The organism is Pseudomonas shirazensis (genome assembly GCF_050496565.1).
Lineage (GTDB): Bacteria > Pseudomonadota > Gammaproteobacteria > Pseudomonadales > Pseudomonadaceae > Aquipseudomonas > Aquipseudomonas shirazensis_A.
This window is the reverse complement of sequence record NZ_JBNWAE010000005.1, coordinates 103,054-118,857: the sequence shown is the minus strand read 5'-3', so window position 1 is coordinate 118,857 and position 15,804 is coordinate 103,054. Positions and strand designations below refer to the sequence as shown.

The following is a 15,804-nucleotide window of genomic DNA, read 5'->3' as shown; positions in this document are numbered from 1 at the left end:
CCGCTCGACGTGATGTTATCGCTGGATCATATATCGGTTATGAATGTTTATACACGCTGAAAATAGGCTAGGTGGATTGGCGCGCTTGTTCTAGGCTCAGGCCCATGTTCTTCATCCTGTGAAGGTAAGCCCGATGGATTTCGCCTATTCGCCCAAGGTTCAGGCCCTGCGAGAGCGCGTCACTGCGTTCATGGACCAGTATGTTTATCCTGCCGAAGCAGTGTTCGAGCGCCAGGTTGCCGAGGGTGACCGCTGGCAGCCGACGGCGGTGATGGAAGAGCTCAAGGCCAAGGCTCGCGCCGAAGGCCTGTGGAACCTGTTTTTGCCCGACTCGGAATACGGCGCCGGCCTGAGCAACCTTGAATACGCACCTTTGGCGGAAATCATGGGTCGCTCGCTGCTGGGGCCGGAGCCGTTCAACTGCTCGGCGCCCGATACCGGCAATATGGAAGTGCTGGTGCGCTACGCCAGCGAGGCGCAGAAGCGCCAGTGGCTTGAGCCGCTGCTGCGCGGCGAGATTCGCTCGGCGTTCGCCATGACCGAACCGGACGTGGCCTCGTCCGACGCCACCAACATGGCCGCCACGGCCGTGCGCGATGGTGATCAGTGGCTGATCAACGGGCGCAAGTGGTGGACCTCCGGCGCCTGCGACCCGCGCTGCAAGGTGATGATCTTCATGGGCCTGTCCAACCCGGACGGCCAGCGTCATGAACAGCACTCGATGATTCTGGTGCCCATCGACACGCCTGGGCTGAAGATTGTCCGGCCACTGCCGGTGTTCGGCTACGACGACGCCCCCCATGGTCACGCCGAGGTGCTGTTCGACAACGTGCGCGTGCCGTACGAAAACGTCCTGCTGGGCGAAGGGCGTGGCTTCGAGATTGCTCAGGGGCGGCTGGGGCCGGGGCGCATTCACCACTGCATGCGTTCGGTGGGCATGGCCGAGCGCGCGCTGGAATTGATGTGCCGGCGCTCGGTCGAGCGCACGGCTTTTGGCCGCCCGTTGGCGCGGCTTGGCGGCAATATCGACAAGATCGCCGACTCGCGCATGGAAATCGACATGGCCCGGCTGCTGACGCTGAAGGCGGCCTACATGATGGACACCGTTGGCAACAAGGTCGCCCGCAGCGAGATCGCGCAGATCAAGGTAGTCGCGCCCAATGTCGCGCTGAAAGTGATCGACCGGGCCATCCAGATCCATGGTGGGGCAGGGGTCAGCGGTGATTTCCCGCTGGCCTATATGTACGCCATGCAGCGCACCCTGCGCCTGGCGGACGGGCCGGACGAGGTGCACCGGGCCGCCATCGGCAAGTATGAAATCGGCAAGTATGTGCCGGCGGATCTACTGCGTATGGGCCGCTGATGGTGGCGCGCTTGGGCGGCGCGCAGACACTGCACCTGGCTAGCGGTTCCTGAGCGAGTCCGGATCTGCAGTGGTCACGCCATCCTGAACTGGGTCAGGCGTGGGCTGATCACGGCCGACCGGGCCTGGTCCATGGTGAGCCGGGCTAGCCCCTGTCGCGTCATTGCGGGTCTTGAGCAACGACAGCACGACCCCACCCAGCAAAAGCGCAAAGGTCACCCCCAGCGAGAGCAGTGCCGGCACCTTGCCGATCAGGCCGTGATAGAAAATCTTGCAGCCGATGAAGATCAACACCAGTGCCAGCGCGTACTTCAGATAGACGAAGCGGTGCATCAGGGCGGACAACGCGAAGTACAGCGAGCGCAGGCCAAGGATGGCGAAGATGTTCGAGGTGTAGACAATGAACGGGTCTTGAGTGATGGCGAAGATCGCCGGCACGCTGTCGACGGCAAACACCAGGTCGGCCAGTTCGATCAACACCAGCGCGAGAAACAGCGGCGTGGCGTAACGCAGCGCTTTGCTTTCACCGGGCGGCGTCAGCCGGACAAAGAATTTTGCCCCGTGCACCTCGTCGGTGACGCGCATATGCCGGCGTACGAACTTCAGCACCGGGTTATTGGCCAGGTCCGGCTGGCTGTCCTCCTTGGAAAAGGCCATCTTCACCCCGGTAAACAGCAGGAACGCGCCGAACAGGTACAGCACCCAGGCAAAGTTCTGCACCAGTGCAGCGCCAACGCCGATCATGATCGCGCGCAGCACCACCACCCCGAGGATGCCCCAGAACAACACGCGGTGCTGGTAGCGGCGGGGGATGGCGAAGTAGCTGAAAATCATCGCCATGACGAACACGTTGTCCATCGACAGCGACTGTTCGACCAGGAAGCCGGTGTAGAACTCCAGCGCTGACTGCGCGCCCAGCTCGAACCAGACCCACGCGCCGAACAGCACGCCCACGCTGAAATAGCCTGAATACAGCAGCAGACTTTCACGCATTTCGATTTCGCGTTCTTTACGGTGCAGGACGCCAAGGTCAAGCACCAGCAGGCCAACCACGATGATAACGAACACCAGCCACAACCAGGCGCTGGTACCGAGTACGGGGGTAGTGAGATAGGTCTGTAGAGCTGTCATGAGCCCCTCCTTGATTGTCGACGTTGCATGGCAACAGTGATCCGACATGGCGGCGTGGCAGCCGTCAGAGGGGCCCGGTATCACATGGGTTAGAGCCTAGACCCAGATGGCGGAGCTGCCGAATGGCAGCCTGTTACATTTCTTTGCGCGGCCTTCTGCATTCCTCAATACACCCATACCTCGACCCGGCGATTGCGCTGGCGGCCTTGCTCCTGCTCGTTGCCCGCTACCGGCAGCTCGGCGCCCATACCCAGCACGTCGATGTTCTGCACCCCTTCATGGGCCAGTTCGCGGCGCACTGCCATGGCCCTCAGGCGCGAGAGCAGGGCGGCCCTGCCCGGTGTTTCCTTGGGGTCGCCGAAGCCGACCAGAAGTGTCCTGGTTTGCTCGTGTCCGGCCTTTTGCAGGAAGTCTGCGACCCGGTGTACGTCGCGCAGCGCTTTGCTGTCCAGGCTCGCACTGCCTTCCTGGAAGCGAAAGTTCACCGTCAGCCGGCGCCCCTCAAGAGCAAGGCTGCGGTAGCGCGCTGGCATGTCTGCCTGGGTAGGGATCGGCAAAGCTTTGACTTGCTGATTGACGAAACCTTGTTCGGCAACGATGACCTGGCCGGCCGGGCTTTGGGCAAAATCGGCCAGCGCCTGGGCCAGCGGCGGCGGATTGGCCGGCAGATAGAAGTACAAGCGCCGCGACAGCGGATAATCTTCACTGGCAACCAGTGCGCGGCTGGGCGGCAGGGCCGGCGCGTCGCCGGCAGCAATGGCCAGGACTTTGGCGCCATGCACTGCAGCGAGACTGCTGAAACCAATCGCCTGGCGGTCGTTCTGGACCTGCGCGACCAGCGCGTCGCTGGACTCGAAGCGCCGGGCCTCGCCACTCAGTGCGCTACGTGCAGGGTCGAGGACCAACGCCTTGAAGGTCTCGAAGGTGCCGGAGCGGTCATCGCGCGCATACAGTCGGATAGCACCGCCCGCTACGCCCAGTTGCTCCCAACGGGTTACCTGACCGGCAAACACCTGGGCCAGCTGCGCTGTGGTGAGGCTGGTCAGTGGATTGTCGGGATGGACGATCACGGCGACGCCGTCCAGGCCGATGACCTGCTCGGAACGGCCGCTGCGCAAGTCGCCGAACGCCTGCAACTGATCTACCTCGACGTCACTGATCGGACGCGAGGACGCAACCAGATCTGCCGCGCCCCTGCCCAGTGCAGCGAAACCGGTACTGCTGCCGTGAGCTGCGACCAGTACGCTAAGGGAGTCGCCATCGCGACCCTGCGCCGTAATGGTGATCTCGTTGGCAGCAGCCCCCGTGGACTGCTCGATCGCTGTCGCACCCTGGCTGCGCAGCATCCCCTGAACCAGCGCAGGCCCAAGCGCAGCGCCGATCGTGTTGGAGCCCTGAATGCGCAACTGTACCGGCTCAGCCAGGCAGAGCAGTGGCAGCGACAACAGCAGAAATGAGAGCAGACGCGGCATGCCGGAGACCTTGGGCACAGTGATGCGCCGCAGATTACGACAGTTGCATGACTGGCAGATGACGATGATGGCTCAGCCGTGCTGCGCCAGACTGTAGTGCAACCCTGGCCGGCAACTGTGCGGGTCGCGAGTGGCGAAAAACCCTTATGCTGTTACGAAATATGTCTATAACAGTTTGCATAAGGACCTGATGATGCCGCTCAAGGACCTGTTGATCGCTCTGGTGGTGATCATCATCTGGGGAGTCAACTTCGTGGTGATCAAGGTAGGCCTCGACGGCCTGCCGCCGATGCTGCTGGGCGCCCTGCGTTTTTTGCTGGTGGCGTTTCCGGCCGTACTGCTGGTGAAGCGACCGAACTTACCGTGGCGCTGGCTGATCGCGTACGGCGCGACGATCTCCCTGGGCCAGTTCGCCTTCTTGTTCCAGGCCATGCACAGCGGCATGCCGCCTGGGCTGGCGTCGCTGATCCTGCAATCGCAGGCGTTTTTCACCCTCGGCTTTGCCGCGCTGTTTCTCGGCGAGCGCTTGCGCCCGGCCAGTGTCCTTGGCTTGCTGGTAGCGGCAGGCGGGCTGGTGTTGATCGGCAGTGAGCACAGCAGCCATGTGCCGCTGATTGCGCTGTTGCTGACGCTCTGCGGCGGTGCGATGTGGGGCATGGGCAACATCATCACGCGGCGCTTTGGCTCGGTGAATCTGGTGGCGCTGGTGGTGTGGGGCGGGCTGATCCCGCCGCTGCCGTTTCTGGCCCTGTCGTGGATGCTTGAAGGCCCAGAGCGGATCAGTCAGGCGTTGACCCATATCAGCTGGAGTTCAGTGGGCGCGCTGCTGTTTCTTGCCTATGCCGCGACCATGCTCGGCTACACCTTGTGGAGCACACTGCTGTCGCGCCATCCGGCCGGCAAGGTTGCGCCGTTTTCATTGCTGGTGCCGGTAATCGGCCTGAGCTCATCGGCGTGGTTGCTGGGCGAGCGGCTCAGCGCTATTCAGGGCTGGGGCGCGCTGCTGGTGATGGTCGGCTTGCTGATCAATGTGTTCGGCAGCCGGCTGAGCCAGCGCCTGCGCGCGGCGCTTTGCTAAGATCGCTTCTTTTGCCCCGGCCATGCAGGCCGGGCAGCAGCAGGAGTATGTGCATGATCATCTCTACCACCAGCCAGCTCGATGGCCGTCCGATTGGTGAATACCTGGGCTTGGTCAGCGCCGAATCGGTGCAGGGGATCAACTTCGTCCGCGACTTCTTTGCGCGCTTTCGGGATTTCTTCGGGGGGCGTTCGCAGACCCTTGAAAGTGCATTGAAGCAAGCCCGCGAGCAGGCTACCGCTGAACTGATCGCCCGCGCGCGGCAGATGAATGCCGATGCAGTGGTCGGCGTGGACTTCGAAATCAGCATGCCCTCGGTGCAGGGCGGCATGGTGGTGGTGTTCGCCACGGGTACTGCAGTCAGGCTCAAATAAGGCCAAGTGCCACTGGTCAGTTATGGGGTTTTCGCCCGAGCAGTCCGAGAATGACCGGCTAGTCTCAGTTCAACAGCCGGGCTTTATCGGGCAAGCGAGGGGCTTGCCGGCGCGGTTAACTGTGCAGGGAGTTGGGCGATGAGCGAAGCCTTTGTCGAAGACCTTAATGACGTGTTTCCGATCAACAACCAGGTGCGCTGCGGGCAAGCGGCGTTCCGCCTTGGTTTTGCCCACATGACCCTCGACGACTCCGAGCAGATGCAGCCGGTGGCGTTGCAGCGCTGCAAGAAAGGGCGGTTCACGCCGCGAATTCCGGCACGTAAGTAAAGGCACCTGCAGCGGTCCCAGTGCCGTCTAGGGCAACGGATTTACGCCCAACGGCACGCTTATGACGACGTTTGTTGATTTTGCGCAAGCTAACAGTGAGTTGCTCTCGCGAATGTAACAATGCTGTGGTCTGCTTGCGCTGCATTTTCAGAAAAGGAGGATTGACTGCAATGCGCATCAGGGAAGAAGCCTACCGGCATTGGGCCCAGTCACAGCTGCCCAGCCGCAGCCATGAAGAACAACTCAGCGATGGTATTACCATTGACGTGCAGGTCCGCCTGTCACGGCTGGGCGCTACGCAAATGTTCATCGGCATGTACAACGACAACGGCACAGCATTGCTCGAAGAGTACTACCCGACACGGCCCGGCGAGACGACTACGCGGGCGATGGTGTGGGGTGTCAATCGGGCGCGAGCCATGAGTCTGGACGCTGCGCCGCAGCCCCAGCGACTGCGGGCATGAAAAAGCCCGGCCTTTGCAGGCCGGGCTCGATACCGCAGTGAGGCCGCTCAGTTTAGTGGCTCGATCACCTTGGCTGCCTGCCGCTCACGGGCGGCAGGCCATTCCTGTTGCAGCGTTTTCAGCACGCGGCCAACGAACTCGGTGTCGGCTGCAGCCTTTTTGCCAACAAAGCCCTGGCCGCGGCGGTAGACCCTGAAGCTGGCGCAGGTGCTGGGCAGGTCCGCTACAAATTCGTCTTCAAGGCTGTTCGGCGGCAGACGATCAAGGCGTACCTCGCCAGTCTGGCTGATCCACAGCAGGTGATCATCAAGGCTGTCCTTGCGTGCAGCGAACAGCTCGGCCAATTGGTCAACAGTCGGTTTGTCGTTCAAATTCATGTTCATCATAAAGCCCCTATTACCCGTCGTTTAGTGATTTCACACTTGGCGCTCTACACATGTAGCGCGCTACCAAGGCTGCTACCGCAGCTTTGCAACAGGGGCTTTTCACATGCTGCCTTTTGGACAGTTCCCTCTCCACGAACGCCTTGCGTTACCGCGCAAGCCGTCTGGAATACCCTTGCCACCGCTCCCGATCGGGGAGACGGCTTAATCATGCCCAACGCCGATCAACGTCGTCAACAGTTTTGTAGTGAATATTTTTTCTCACTACATAATGTCCGACAATCCATCAGTCACTGCCCGGACAGGATCTGGTAGGCCGCTTCTACCCGGGCTTCATTGGGGTAGTTGCGGTTGGCGAGCAGGGCAATCCCAAGCCCTTTGGCAGGGATGAAGGCGATGTAGGCACCGAAGCCATTGGTCGAGCCGGTCTTGTTGTACCAGGCGCCAGCATCGGCAGGGCTGGCTGGGGTCAGGCGGGTCACGGCATGCGGCTGACGCACCATCCCGGCGCCGTTACCTTCGAGCAGCGTCGGCAGTGTCACCGGGGCAGGGTAGCGCTCCCAGCCCAGGCCCTGAGTCATGCTGCCCACCTGAAAGTAACCTTGGTGGGTGAGGGTGATGGCTTGCTTGAGTGGGGCGGTCAGTTGGTCGGGCTGCACTTGGGCGCGGACGTAGCGGAGCGCGTCGTCGATCGTGGTTTTGATGCCGTAGGCCTCATCAGCGAAAGCTCCGGGAGAAACCCGAACCGGCTGCTGCTGCGCGTCATAGCCCTGCGCATAGTGGCCTTGGGCGCTGGCCGGCACCTGCAGGTAGGTGTGTTTCAAACCAAGCTTTGGTAGCAGCGACTCTTCCATCAGCTGCGCGAAGGGCAGCTTTTGCGCGCGCGCTGCCAGGTCGCCAAACAAGCCGAGGCTAGGGTTGGAATAGCAGCGTTGCGTGCCTGGCCCAGTTTTGCGCTGCCACTGTTGCAGAAACACCAGCGCCTGGGCGTCGTTCTCGACATTGTCCGGGAACTGTAATGGCAGGCAGTCGGCGCTGTATGTGCCCAGCTCCACCAGAGTGGCCTGGCCCAATGTCGTGTTGCCCAGCGCGGGTTGATAGCGGCTGGCTGGCGCGGTCAGATCGACTTTACCTTCGGCACTGGCCAGCGCCACCAGCGTCGCGGTATAGGTCTTGCTCAACGAGCCGATTTCAAAGAGGGTGTCGCGGCTTACCGGCTGGTGCTCGGCCTTGTTCGCTTCGCCATAGGTGAACACATGCTCACTGCCATCGGCGAACACGGCGACCGCCATGCCCGGGATCGCGTGTTTTGCCATCAACGGTTTGATCACTGCGTCGACCCGGTTTTGCAGGTCATCGGCAAGGCCGTGGGTGCTGCTAAGCGAGCAGGTAAGGCCAAGCAGCATAATAAGAAGTGGGCGTGAAGAGAGCATGGGAATCCTGTCTGCGACGTGTGCGGTGTCCGTTGCGCGACACTGGCGGGCGTTCCAGCGTTAGCGCAGATAAGCCGCAGACCTTATCGTCGTGCGCTGCACGATGACAACAAGGAATGAGTAATGAAGTACTTGCGCATGCTGTTCGACAACTTCACGCTGGCCCTGCTCGGCGTGGTGCTGATCGCTACGCTGCTGCCTTGCTCGGGCCAGGGTGCAGTAGTGTTCGGCTGGCTGACCAATCTGGCCATCGGCCTGCTGTTCTTTCTGCATGGCGCCAAGCTGTCGCGCGAGGCAATCATCAAGGGCGCCGGCCACTGGCGTCTGCACCTGCTGGTGTTCTCCTGCACCTTCGTCCTGTTTCCGCTGCTGGGGCTGGCGTTCAAGCCGCTGTTCGTGCCGTTGGTAGGCAACGAGCTGTACCTGGGCGTGCTCTATCTGTGTGCCTTGCCGGCCACGGTGCAATCGGCAATCGCCTTTACCTCGCTGGCGCGCGGCAACGTCCCGGCAGCGATCTGCAGCGCAGCGGCTTCGAGCCTGCTGGGGATCTTCCTCACCCCGCTGCTGGTGATGCTGCTGCTCGGTGCCGATGGCAATACCGGCTCGGGCCTGGACGCGGTGCTGAAAATCACCCTGCAATTGCTGGTGCCATTCGTGGCCGGGCAGATCGCCCGGCGCTGGATCGGCGACTGGGTCAAGCGCAACGCGCGCTGGCTGAAGATCGTCGATCAGGGCTCGATTCTGCTGGTGGTCTACACAGCCTTCAGTGAAGCGGTTGTCACCGGGCTCTGGCATACGGTGTCGCCGCAACATCTGGCCGGCCTGTTCGCCGTGTGCGCAATACTGCTGGCGGTCGTGCTGTTGGGCGTGCGGGTGCTCGGCCGAGCGCTCGGCTTCAGTGTCGAAGATCGCATCACCATTCTGTTTGCCGGCTCGAAGAAAAGCCTGGCAACCGGCGTGCCCATGGCGCAGGTGCTGTTCATCGGTAGCGGGATCGGCGCGATGATCCTGCCGTTGATGCTGTTCCATCAGATTCAGTTGATGGTCTGTGCGGTGCTGGCCCAGCGTTACGCCAGCCGCAAGGATGAGGTCGAGGGCGAAGCTGCTTCGTCCTGATAGTCAGCCCTTTCAGATTGAACAGATATCATCGTCACTGTTCGAGATTGCTGGGGCGCGCAGCGGCCCAGCATTCTCGAGGCGAACATCAATTGCGAACCCATTGAAAGGGCAGGTTACTGGTTAATCCAGGTCTTGTGCAGAGTGACGCTCTGCAACCTGCGTCGCCTCATCGCCCCAGGTGCGGTTGACCCGCGTACCGCGTTGTACCGCCGGGCGCTGGGCAATCTCTTCGGCCCAGCGTTGCACGTTGGGGTACTCCTCGACGGCGAGGAACTGCGCCGCGTCATACAGGTTGCCGCGCACGAGTTGGCCGTACCAGGGCCATACGGCGATGTCGGCGATGCTGTACTCGTCACCGCCCAGATAAGGGCTTTCGGCCAGACGCCGCTCGAGAACATCCAGTTGGCGCTTGGCTTCCATGGTGAAACGGTTGATGGCGTACTCGATCTTTTCCGGCGCATACACGTAGAAGTGGCCAAAACCGCCGCCCAGGTAGGGCGCTGCGCCCATCTGCCAGAACAGCCAGTTGAGTGTCTCGGTTCGTGCGGCCGGAGCGCTCGGCAGCAGCGCACCGAACTTCTCTGCCAGATACAGCAGGATCGAGCCCGATTCGAACACCCGCACCGGTGGCTGTTGGCTGCAGTCAAGCAATGCAGGGATCTTCGAGTTGGGGTTGACCGCCACAAAACCGCTGGAAAACTGCTCGCCCTCGCCAATGCGGATCAACCAGGCGTCGTACTCAGCGCCGCTGTGGCCGAGTGCCAATAGCTCTTCAAGCAGAATGGTCACCTTGACGCCATTGGGTGTCGCCAGCGAGTACAACTGCAGCGGCTGTTTGCCCTGTGGCAGGGCCTGCTCGTGGGTGGCGCCTGCCACCGGACGGTTGGTACTGGAGAACTTGCCGGCATTGGCGGGCTCATTGCGCCAGACCTTGGGCGGTACGTACTGTGAGTCGCTCACAAAGAAATCTCCTCGAACGCGCGGTTTCTGTTAAAAAGCTCACCCATAGATCTATGCCACGGCGGTATTGTTCAGGGCAAATGCCTTGTTGGCATGGCGTGCTGGCCCATGGATGGCAAACATGACCTAGAGTTAGCTGCAGCGCAGCGGGCATGCGAGCGATTTATTGCAGGTTTTCTCAACTATTCATATCCGCGGATGTCATTCAATGCGACGTGAATGATCGGTGGCATCTCAGCAAGTTTTCGGAGTTAACAGCACATGGCAGCACTGCAAGGCAGCACCCTGGAAGCGATCGTTGGCAATCAGCCACAGTTGCTCAATGATTGGCAGGCAGCGCTTGAGGCCAGCGGCGCTTCGCGCAATGTCAAAGAACACGATCTGCGTCAGCAAACCCGCGAGTTTCTGCAACTGATCGTAGATGGCTTGCGCCATGAGGGCAGTGACAACGCTGCCGCTGCGGGCTGGGAAGAAACCCGCCGCTTTCTCGACAAACTCTCCGCCAGCCGTGCCCAGCTCGGTCAAGAGTCGCATCAGACTGCTTCGTTCATCTTTTCACTGAAAGGCCCACTGTTCGCGCTACTGCAAACCCAGTACCGCGATCAGCCAGCCGAGCTCGCCGAACAGCTGTGGCAAATCTCCGAGCTGTTCGATGCGTTTGGCCTGCACACCATCCGCACCTATCAAAAGACCCGTGAAGGAGTGATCAAGCGCCAGCAGGAAGAACTGCTTGAGCTGTCCACTCCAGTGGTCAAGCTGTGGGAAGGCGTGCTCGCGCTGCCCCTGATCGGCACCCTCGACTCGCACCGCAGCCAGACCGTCATGGAGTCGCTGCTGCAGCGCATCGTCGAGACCGGTTCGGAAATCGCCATCATCGACATCACCGGCGTGCCGACTGTGGACACTCTGGTTGCCCAGCATCTGCTCAAGACCGTCACCGCAATCCGCCTGATGGGCGCTGATTGCATCATCAGCGGCGTGCGCCCACAAATCGCCCAGACCATCGTGCACCTGGGCCTGGACCTGGGCAGCCTGACCACCAAGTCGAACCTGGCCGACGCTCTCAAGCTCGCGCTCAAGCGCCTGGGCACTGACCTCGGCGAGCGGGCGTAAACGATGGAGCGTATTCCAATCCTGCAGATGGGCCAGTTTCTGCTGGTGACCATCCAGGTAGACATGCATGACGAGCTGGCGCTGCGCCTGCAGGATGACCTGACCAGCCGCATCGACCAGACCAACGCCCGCGGCGTGCTGATCGATATCTCGGCGCTGGACATGGTCGATTCGTTCATCGGCCGCATGATCGCCACCATTTCCGGCCTGTCGCGCATCCTGGATGCCGAGACGGTGCTGGTGGGCATGCAACCTGCGGTTGCCATCACGCTGGTTGAGCTAGGGCTGACTTTGCCCGGTGTCAGCACGGCACTGAACGTTGATCGCGGCATGCACCTGCTGCGCCAGCGGGTAGGCCAGTCATGAACGTGCGCGACAGCGGCAGTCAACCGGTACGCATCGAGCAGGATGTGGTGCTGGCGCGTCAACTGGCGCGCAAGCTGGCCAGCGAATGCGGCATGCGCCTGGTCGACCTGACCAAGATGGTCACCGCCGTCAGCGAGCTGGCGCGTAACACCGTGGTGTATGGCGGTGGCGGCGACATGGACTGGGAGATCATCGACGGCCTTGGCCGGGTGGGCCTGCGTCTGGTGTTCCGTGACGAAGGCCCGGGTATCCCCGATACCAAGCTGGCCCTGACCGATGGCTGGACTTCTGGCAACGGCATGGGCCTGGGCCTGACCGGGGCGCGCCGATTGGTCGACGAGTTCGAGTTGGATACCGCCCCAGGGCAAGGCACTCGGGTGACCATAACTCGATGGACATGACCTTTGCGGCCAGCCTGACCCAGGTGGTGACGCTCGATGACAGCAGCCAGGTGGGCCACGCCCGGCGCACCGTGCAAAAGCTTGCCGAAGACCATGGCTTTGATCAGGCCGACGCCGGCCGTGCGGCGCTGGTGGCCACCGAGCTTGCCAGCAATGTGCTCAAGCATGCCGAACGCGGCGAACTGCACCTGCGTGTTTTGCCGCATGGAGCGGCATATGCACTCGAACTCTTGGCCATCGACCGAGGCCCGGGCTTTGATGTGCATGCCTGCTTGACGGACAGGTATTCCACAGCCGGTACCCAAGGCATCGGCCTGGGCGCGGTCAGCCGTCAGGCGCAGGTGTTCGATGTGTATGCGGACGAGCGCGGCGCGGCCGTGCTGGCTCGCCTGCATCGACGCGATGCCAAGGGCGCCGATGTACGCATCGGCGTCAGTCAGCATTCACTGCACAACGACCCTGCCTGTGGCGACACCTGGTATGTCGCTCGCGACCGGCAGCGCCTCAGCGCCCTGGTGGTCGATGGTCTCGGCCATGGCAGCGAAGCTGCGTTTGCTGCGCTGGCGGGCGCTACCGAATTTGCCCGCACCCCGTTCAGGGAACCCGAGCAATTGCTCGCTGAGATGCACCACGCCATGGGCGGTACCCGCGGCGGCGCTGCGGCGATTGCCCAGTATGACGCTGCGGCGGACAGCCTGGTCTTTATCGGCATCGGCAACATCGGTGCGACATTGGTGGGCGGCGAACGCCCGCGCGGGCTGACCTCGTATCCCGGCATCGTCGGTGGCCAATACCGCAAGGGTCAGGTGTTCAACTACGCTCAGGTACAGGGAAATCTGTTGATCATGTACAGCGACGGGCTGCAATCGCGTTGGAACCTGCAGGCCTATCCGGGCCTGGCCACGCGCCACCCGGCGATCATCGCCAGCATTTTGCACCGGGATTTCTGCCGCGGTCGCGATGACGTCACCGTATTGGTCATCGACCTGGAGGCTGCTTATGGCTGAACTGACTTCCGTCGAGCAGGCCGCACTCATCAGCCGCCTGCAGGCCGACAACGAGGCCTTGCGCGACGAGCTTGAAGAGACCAATCAGGGCGTGCTCGCGCTGTATGCCGAGCTGGACGTGCAGGCCGAGCAATTGCGCCAGGCGTCTGATCTCAAGAGCCGTTTTCTGGCCTACATGAGCCACGAATTCCGTACGCCACTGGGCTCGATCCTGAGCATCACCAGTTTGCTCGCCGACGAAATCGACGGGCCGCTGAGCAAAGAGCAGCAGTTGCAGGTCGGCTTTATCAGCTCGGCGACGCGTGAGCTCAGCGACATGGTCGATGACTTGCTTGACCTGGCCAAGATCGAGGCCGGGCGGATCAATATTTCGCCAGCCTGGTTCGATATGCTCGACCTGTTCGCCGCCTTGCGCGGGATGTTCCGTCCGATCGTCGACATGGGCGCGGTCGATCTGATCTTCGAAGAGCCGCAAGGCTTGCCGCAGCTGTATACCGATGACAAGAAGCTGGCGCAGATTCTGCGTAACTTCATTGCCAATGCCCTGAAGTTCACCCTGCGCGGCGAGATCCGTGTGTCGGCGCGCCTGCACGGTACTGACCGCATTCGCTTTGCCGTCAGTGATTCGGGTATAGGTATCGCCCCGGAACTGCTCGGCGCATTGTTTGAAGATTTCTCTCAGGTTGACTCGCCTCTGCAGAAGCGCTTGCGCGGCACTGGTCTGGGCCTGTCTTTGTGCAAACGCTTCGCTGCGCTGTTGGGCGGAGAAGTGGGTGTTGAAAGTGAACCCGGTGTTGGCTCGACGTTCTTTGTAATCATCCCGCTTGCCATCGCCCAGGAGAGCGCCGATGAGCTCTGAGATTCGCCTGCTGATCGTCGACGACAACGCCACCACTCGCTACGCGCTGCGTCGGCGGTTGGCCCTGCACGGCTATCAGGTGCTCGAGGCCGGTACGGGCGGCGACGGCCTGGAGATGATCCGCAACGAACAGATCGACGCGCTGATTCTGGATGTGAACCTGCCGGACATGAGCGGTTTCGATGTCGTACGCCTGTTGCGCGCCGATCCCGAGACGGCATTGCTGCCAGTGATTCATGTCTCGGCCGCGTCGATCCTGACCGGCGACATTATCACCGGTCTTGAGGCCGGAGCCGATGCCTACCTGGTGCACCCGGTCGACCCGGACGTGCTGCAGGCGACCTTGCGCACCTTGCTGCGGGTGCGTGACACCGAACGCGCCCTGCGTGACAGCGAGGCGCGTTTTCGCGAGATATTCAGCAACGTGTCGGCGCCGATTGCGGTGCTGGATGCGCAGTTCAAGGTGCATGAATGCAACCAGGCATTCGCCCAGCTGATCCAGGATAACCAGCAGCCTGAAGTGCTGCTGGAATGCTTCACCCCGGGCCAGGAACTGGCCCTCGCTGCCTTGCGCCAGCACCTGGCAGAGGGCCAGCGCTGGCGCGGCACCTTGGGCATGACCGTGAAAGGGAAGTTGCGCGAAACCGACTGGCAGTTGTCGCCGTACCGTACGCCAGGCCTGTGCCTGGTATTTGTCGAAGACGTTACCGAGCATCGCCACCGCGAGCGCTCACACCTGGCCAAGCTCGACGATGCCAACATCCAGCTTGCCCGCGAGATGGCCCAGCGCGCCCGCACCGAGGCGCAGCTGCTGCAATTGCAGAAGATGGACGCCCTGGGCAGCCTCACTGGCGGTATTGCCCACGACTTCAATAACCTGCTCACCGGGATCATCACCAGCCTGGAGTTGATCCGCAAACGTGTCGGCGAAAACCGTCTCGAGAAAGTCCCCAATTATGCCGACGCGGCGCTGAGCTCGGCGATGAGCGCGGCCTCGCTGACGCATCGTCTGCTGGCCTTTGCGCGACAGCAGCCGCTGGATACGCATCCGGTCGATGTCAACGAGCGCGTGCGTTCGCTGCAGGAGCTGCTGACCCGCACCATCGGCGAGCGCATCGATCTGCAGCTGCAACTGAGCGAGTGCCCCGCGACTGCGCTGGTCGACCCGGTGCAGCTGGAAAGCGCCGTGCTCAACCTGGTGATCAACGCTCGCGATGCGTTGGTCAAAGGCGGGCATATCTGGGTCACTACCTCGGCGGTCGTGGCCCGCGCCGACCCCAATCTTCAGGATGGCGCATACATCGCCGTGACAGTGCGCGATGACGGCAGTGGCATCGCCCCGGACGTGCTGGAGAAGGTCTTCGATCCGTTCTTCACCACCAAACCGCTGGGGCAGGGCACCGGTCTTGGCCTGTCGACCATCTATGGCTTCGCTCGCCAGTCCGGTGGCCACGTCGCCTTGCGGAGCGTGCAAGGGCAGGGCACCGAAGTGACATTGCTGCTGCCCGCCAGCAATCGCGAAGCGGTCAGCGAGGCGCTAGTGGCCCACGTCGATCAAAGAGGCGCTGGTGAGCATGTGCTGATCGTCGAAGACATGGCTTCGGTGCGCTTGTCGGTGGCTGAGGTGATGGCCGATGCTGGCTACCGCTACACGCTGGCGGAAACCATCGAGCAGGCACTTGACCATCTGCGCAACGACAGCAGTATCGAACTGCTGCTCACCGATGTCGGCCTGCCAGGCATCAGCGGTCGCGAGCTGGCTGACATGGCGCGTGTGTACCGCCCTGGCTTGCCGGTGCTGTTCATGACCGGCTACGCCGAAACCGCGCTGGATCGGCAGGCGTTTCTCGGCTCGGGCATGGATATGCTGATCAAGCCGTTCCAGATTGGCGAGCTGCTGGACAAGGTCCGTCGTTCCCTCGGGCGGGTCAGCCCAGACTGATCCTGGCTGCAG

At 62.0% G+C, this 15,804-nt stretch carries 17 protein-coding genes; 12 read left to right on the top strand and 5 right to left on the bottom strand.

What is annotated here, in order from left to right:
* Positions 1-133 precede the first annotated feature (133 nt).
* Complete coding sequence (locus tag ACQZ2L_RS09530) at positions 134-1,363, top strand: acyl-CoA dehydrogenase (RefSeq protein WP_430325826.1); 1,230 nt, start codon at positions 134-136, stop codon at positions 1,361-1,363.
* 39 nt (positions 1,364-1,402) lie between these two features.
* On the opposite strand, the gene ACQZ2L_RS09525 is transcribed toward ACQZ2L_RS09530, so the two are convergent.
* Both ACQZ2L_RS09525 and ACQZ2L_RS09520 read right to left on the bottom strand, forming a co-directional pair.
* On the bottom strand, positions 1,403-2,494 hold the full coding sequence (locus ACQZ2L_RS09525) for a TerC family protein (protein ID WP_430325825.1): 1,092 nt from the start codon (positions 2,492-2,494) through the stop codon (positions 1,403-1,405).
* 164 nt (positions 2,495-2,658) lie between these two features.
* The gene (locus tag ACQZ2L_RS09520; RefSeq protein WP_430325824.1) at positions 2,659-3,966 is read right to left on the bottom strand and encodes a substrate-binding domain-containing protein; all 1,308 of its coding nucleotides are present in this window, start codon (positions 3,964-3,966) and stop codon (positions 2,659-2,661) included.
* Positions 3,967-4,159: 193 nt separating this feature from the next.
* On the opposite strand from ACQZ2L_RS09520, the gene ACQZ2L_RS09515 reads away from it, so the two are divergent.
* The 4 genes from ACQZ2L_RS09515 to ACQZ2L_RS09500 all read left to right on the top strand — a co-directional run bounded on the left by ACQZ2L_RS09515 (position 4,160) and on the right by ACQZ2L_RS09500 (position 6,209).
* Positions 4,160-5,044 carry an EamA family transporter gene (locus ACQZ2L_RS09515; protein WP_101319933.1) on the top strand — a complete coding sequence of 295 codons (885 nt, stop codon included), beginning with the start codon at positions 4,160-4,162 and terminating at the stop codon, positions 5,042-5,044.
* 53 nt (positions 5,045-5,097) lie between these two features.
* Positions 5,098-5,418 carry a YbjQ family protein gene (locus ACQZ2L_RS09510; protein WP_430325823.1) on the top strand — a complete coding sequence of 107 codons (321 nt, stop codon included), beginning with the start codon at positions 5,098-5,100 and terminating at the stop codon, positions 5,416-5,418.
* Positions 5,419-5,556: 138 nt separating this feature from the next.
* Positions 5,557-5,745, top strand: a complete 189-nt coding sequence (locus ACQZ2L_RS09505) for a hypothetical protein (RefSeq protein WP_101319928.1) — start codon at positions 5,557-5,559, stop codon at positions 5,743-5,745.
* A 170-nt stretch (positions 5,746-5,915) separates the two neighbouring features.
* Positions 5,916-6,209 (top strand): hypothetical protein, encoded by a 294-nt coding sequence (locus ACQZ2L_RS09500; protein ID WP_430325822.1) that lies wholly within the window; start codon positions 5,916-5,918, stop codon positions 6,207-6,209.
* A 47-nt stretch (positions 6,210-6,256) separates the two neighbouring features.
* Here ACQZ2L_RS09500 and ACQZ2L_RS09495 read toward each other — a convergent pair whose 3' ends face one another.
* A complete protein-coding gene (locus ACQZ2L_RS09495) occupies positions 6,257-6,586 on the bottom strand; it encodes a hypothetical protein (RefSeq protein ID WP_430325972.1) in 330 nt (109 codons plus the stop codon).
* 296 nt (positions 6,587-6,882) lie between these two features.
* On the bottom strand, positions 6,883-8,025 hold the full coding sequence (ampC, locus tag ACQZ2L_RS09490; RefSeq protein WP_430325821.1) for a class C beta-lactamase: 1,143 nt from the start codon (positions 8,023-8,025) through the stop codon (positions 6,883-6,885).
* Between the two features lie 123 nt (positions 8,026-8,148).
* Here ampC and ACQZ2L_RS09485 point away from each other — a divergent pair, with 123 nt between their 5' ends.
* The gene (locus tag ACQZ2L_RS09485) at positions 8,149-9,141 is read left to right on the top strand and encodes a bile acid:sodium symporter family protein (protein WP_430325820.1); all 993 of its coding nucleotides are present in this window, start codon (positions 8,149-8,151) and stop codon (positions 9,139-9,141) included.
* A 123-nt stretch (positions 9,142-9,264) separates the two neighbouring features.
* Here the strand turns inward: ACQZ2L_RS09485 and yghU are convergent, their stop codons facing one another.
* A complete protein-coding gene (yghU, locus tag ACQZ2L_RS09480) occupies positions 9,265-10,104 on the bottom strand; it encodes a glutathione-dependent disulfide-bond oxidoreductase (RefSeq protein WP_430325819.1) in 840 nt (279 codons plus the stop codon).
* 261 nt (positions 10,105-10,365) lie between these two features.
* On the opposite strand from yghU, the gene ACQZ2L_RS09475 reads away from it, so the two are divergent.
* Genes ACQZ2L_RS09475 through ACQZ2L_RS09450 form a run of 6 tightly spaced genes read left to right on the top strand, consistent with a single transcriptional unit; the run spans position 10,366 to position 15,792 of the window.
* The gene (locus tag ACQZ2L_RS09475) at positions 10,366-11,217 is read left to right on the top strand and encodes an STAS domain-containing protein (RefSeq protein WP_430325818.1); all 852 of its coding nucleotides are present in this window, start codon (positions 10,366-10,368) and stop codon (positions 11,215-11,217) included.
* A gap of 3 nt (positions 11,218-11,220) precedes the next feature.
* Positions 11,221-11,583 carry an STAS domain-containing protein gene (locus ACQZ2L_RS09470; protein ID WP_101319914.1) on the top strand — a complete coding sequence of 121 codons (363 nt, stop codon included), beginning with the start codon at positions 11,221-11,223 and terminating at the stop codon, positions 11,581-11,583.
* Positions 11,580-11,984: an anti-sigma regulatory factor gene (locus ACQZ2L_RS09465; RefSeq protein WP_101319912.1), complete on the top strand. Its 405-nt coding sequence runs from the start codon at positions 11,580-11,582 to the stop codon at positions 11,982-11,984. Before ACQZ2L_RS09470 ends, ACQZ2L_RS09465 begins: the two co-directional genes overlap by 4 nt.
* A complete protein-coding gene (locus ACQZ2L_RS09460; RefSeq protein WP_430325817.1) occupies positions 11,975-12,991 on the top strand; it encodes an ATP-binding protein in 1,017 nt (338 codons plus the stop codon). Before ACQZ2L_RS09465 ends, ACQZ2L_RS09460 begins: the two co-directional genes overlap by 10 nt.
* Positions 12,984-13,850 (top strand): sensor histidine kinase, encoded by an 867-nt coding sequence (locus ACQZ2L_RS09455; protein WP_430325816.1) that lies wholly within the window; start codon positions 12,984-12,986, stop codon positions 13,848-13,850. The genes ACQZ2L_RS09460 and ACQZ2L_RS09455 overlap by 8 nt, the downstream gene beginning before the upstream one ends.
* Positions 13,840-15,792, top strand: a complete 1,953-nt coding sequence (locus ACQZ2L_RS09450) for a response regulator (protein ID WP_430325815.1) — start codon at positions 13,840-13,842, stop codon at positions 15,790-15,792. The genes ACQZ2L_RS09455 and ACQZ2L_RS09450 overlap by 11 nt, the downstream gene beginning before the upstream one ends.
* Positions 15,793-15,804: the final 12 nt, after the last annotated feature.